The sequence below is a fragment of the Mycobacterium sp. E3298 genome, from assembly GCF_001666895.1.
Classification (GTDB): Bacteria; Actinomycetota; Actinomycetes; order Mycobacteriales; family Mycobacteriaceae; genus Mycobacterium.
This window is the reverse complement of the sequence record NZ_LZJB01000039.1, coordinates 1-2,471: the sequence shown is the minus strand read 5'-3', so window position 1 is coordinate 2,471 and position 2,471 is coordinate 1. Positions and strand designations below refer to the sequence as shown.

Sequence of the window (2,471 nt, the reverse complement as noted above, 5' to 3'; positions counted from 1 at the left end):
GTCGGCACCGCGACACCCAGCTTGATGTTCTCGAACACGTGCGTGACCTCGGGCGTCGACAGGATGGCATCGAGCGGCTCGTCGAGGTAGTCGCCCATGTTCTTGCCGGCCATCTTCACGACCGCCTCCACCGTGGTCATCTTCTCCAGCGACTCGAGCAGGGCACGCCCCTCCTCGTTGCTGTGCTCCTTGATCACCCGGTCCAGCTCGGGGTAGATGTGGGCGAGGGCCGCCACCACCAGCGCAGGCAGGCCCGACAGGAAACTGCCGTTGAGCCGGCGGAAGGTGTTGCCGAGGTCGCCGACGGGCGATCCCAGCACCGCGCCGACGATGTTGAGTTCGGGCGCGTACTCGGCGCACACCTCGGCCGCCCAGGCGCTGGCCAGCCCGCCGCCGGAGTACCCCCACAGCCCGATCGGCGCCGAGGGCGAGAGCCCGAGGCGTTCCGCGCCCAGGGCGGCCCGAATGCCGTCCAGGACGCGATAGCCGGGTTCGTAGGGGGCGCCCCACAGGCCCCGCAGCCCCTCGTGGTCGGGCACGGACACGGCCCAGCCCTCGGCGACGGCCGCGGTGATCAGGAACAGTTCGAGCTGGCCGATCGAGCCGAGGGCCTTCGCCCGGCGCCGCAGCGCGTACGACGGGAAGCAGCGGGACGACACGGCGTCGATCGCGCACTGGTACGACAGCAGCGGGCACGGACGTTCCGGGGCCAGCTCGGCAGGGACGATCACGGTGGTCGCGGCGGCCTCGGGCTCGCCGTTCATGTCCATGGTCCGGTAGAGCAGCTGGGTGGCCTTGACGGGCTGCGGGATCAGCCCGAGAAAAGCCAGCTCGACGTCGCGCGAGCGCAGGACGGTGCCGGGTTCGGCGTGTTGGAAGCCGAGGGGCGGCTGGTAGAACGGGTCGTCCGAGGGCAGCAGCGGTCGCACCTTGCGCTGCAATTCCTCGTGCGGCGGCCGGGCGATCCACTCCGCCCCGCGCGTGCCTGCCAGATTGCCGAGCTCAGCCATTGAGGCTCCCTTCTAGGCCATCCGGCATTCTCGCGCACGAACGGCAGGTAACCAAAACGTAATCGCCGCACTGTGAGCGACTTCTTGGGTGGGCGATCCAGGTCATGCACGTCACTGGTACCCGGTTTGCGGCTGCGTCACCCGACGACGCTTCCCGTAAGCCTATCCGGGGCGGCGTTCGGCGGCGTCAAACTGACCCGGCGGTCGCAGCGCGGCGAATTCGTCGGTGACGCGCAACTGAGAATCGGTGAAGTGGTACAGGGCGGCCGGCCGGCCGCCGCTGCGGCCGGACTGGGCGATGGTGCCGGTCTGGCTGATCACCCCGCGGCGGACCAGCACCCGCTGCAGGTTCGTCGCGTCCACCTGATAGCCCAGCGCGGCGCCGTAGATGTCGCGCAGCGTGGAGAGTGCGAATTCCCTTGGGGCCAAGGCGAACCCGAGGTTGGTGTAGGACAGCTTGGCGCTCAGCCGGGCGTGCGCGTGCGTCACCATCGGGCCGTGGTCGAAGGCCATCGGCGGCAGGCTGCTCACCGGGTGCCAGCGGGTGTCCGGCGGCAGCTCGGGTGTGGCGGGGGAGGGCACCAGCCCCAGGAACGTCGACGCGATGACGCGCGCGCCCGGCACCCGATTCGGGTCGGAGAACACCGCCAGCTGTTCCAGGTGCGCGAGCTCCTTGAGGTCCACCTTCTCGGCGAGCTGTCGCAGGACGGAGGCGGTCATGTCCTCGTCGTTGCGCAGCCGTCCGCCCGGCAGCGACCAGGCGCCGCGCTCCGGGTCCTTGGCACGCTGCCATAACAGCACGTTCAGCTGGGGTTTCTCTGTTCGCAGGCCGGTGGTTACCCGGCGAACTTGAAACACCACCGCGAGCACCTCGTGTTCAGTGCTAGTATGGCCCATGTTTTCGATTATAAGTCGAAAACCTCCCGGGCTGAAAGGAGCCGCCGTGACGGTTATCAATCGCATGGACACGCTCGCTGAAGACATGATGGCCGACCTCACGAATTCGCCCGCCGGCTACGCCGGTGTCGAGGGAGACGAGCAATGGGCCGCCGAAATCCGCCGCCTGGCCAAGCTGCGCGGCGCCACCGTGCTCGCCCACAACTACCAGCTGCCCGCCATCCAGGACGTCGCCGACCACGTCGGCGATTCGCTGGCGCTCTCGCGGATCGCTGCCGAGGCTCCCGAGGACACCATCGTGTTCTGCGGCGTGCACTTCATGGCCGAGACCGCCAAGATCCTGAGCCCCGAGAAGACCGTACTCATCCCGGACCAGCGGGCCGGCTGCTCGCTGGCGGATTCCATCACCCCGGACGAACTGCGCGCCTGGAAGGACGAGCACCCCGGCGCCGTCGTCGTCTCCTACGTCAACACCACCGCAGCGGTGAAGGCGCTCACCGACATCTGCTGCACCTCGTCCAACGCCGTCGACGTGGTCGCATCCATCGACCCCGACCGCGAGGT

Annotated in this window: 3 protein-coding genes; 1 reads left to right on the top strand and 2 read right to left on the bottom strand. The window is 68.8% G+C overall.

All coding sequences use genetic code 11. From position 1 onward, the window contains the following. Together A9X05_RS01600 and A9X05_RS01595 are read right to left on the bottom strand one after the other, a co-directional pair. Positions 1 to 1,010, bottom strand: a 1,010-nt coding sequence (locus A9X05_RS01600; protein WP_067778712.1) for a lipase family protein, incomplete at its 3' end; no start/stop codon positions are given. A 162-nt stretch (positions 1,011 to 1,172) separates the two neighbouring features. Beyond that, the gene (locus tag A9X05_RS01595; RefSeq protein ID WP_067778708.1) at positions 1,173 to 1,907 is read right to left on the bottom strand and encodes an NUDIX domain-containing protein; all 735 of its coding nucleotides are present in this window, start codon (positions 1,905 to 1,907) and stop codon (positions 1,173 to 1,175) included. A 46-nt stretch (positions 1,908 to 1,953) separates the two neighbouring features. Here A9X05_RS01595 and A9X05_RS01590 point away from each other — a divergent pair. After that, positions 1,954 to 2,471, top strand: a 518-nt coding sequence (locus A9X05_RS01590; protein ID WP_197498867.1) for a quinolinate synthase, incomplete at its 3' end; no start/stop codon positions are given.

What these genes read in the sequence shown, in the direction of transcription:
- A9X05_RS01595 (WP_067778708.1), bottom strand. Translation starts at nt 1,907, where the DNA reads ATGGGCCATACTAGCACTGAACACGAGGTGCTCGCGGTGGTGTTTCAA.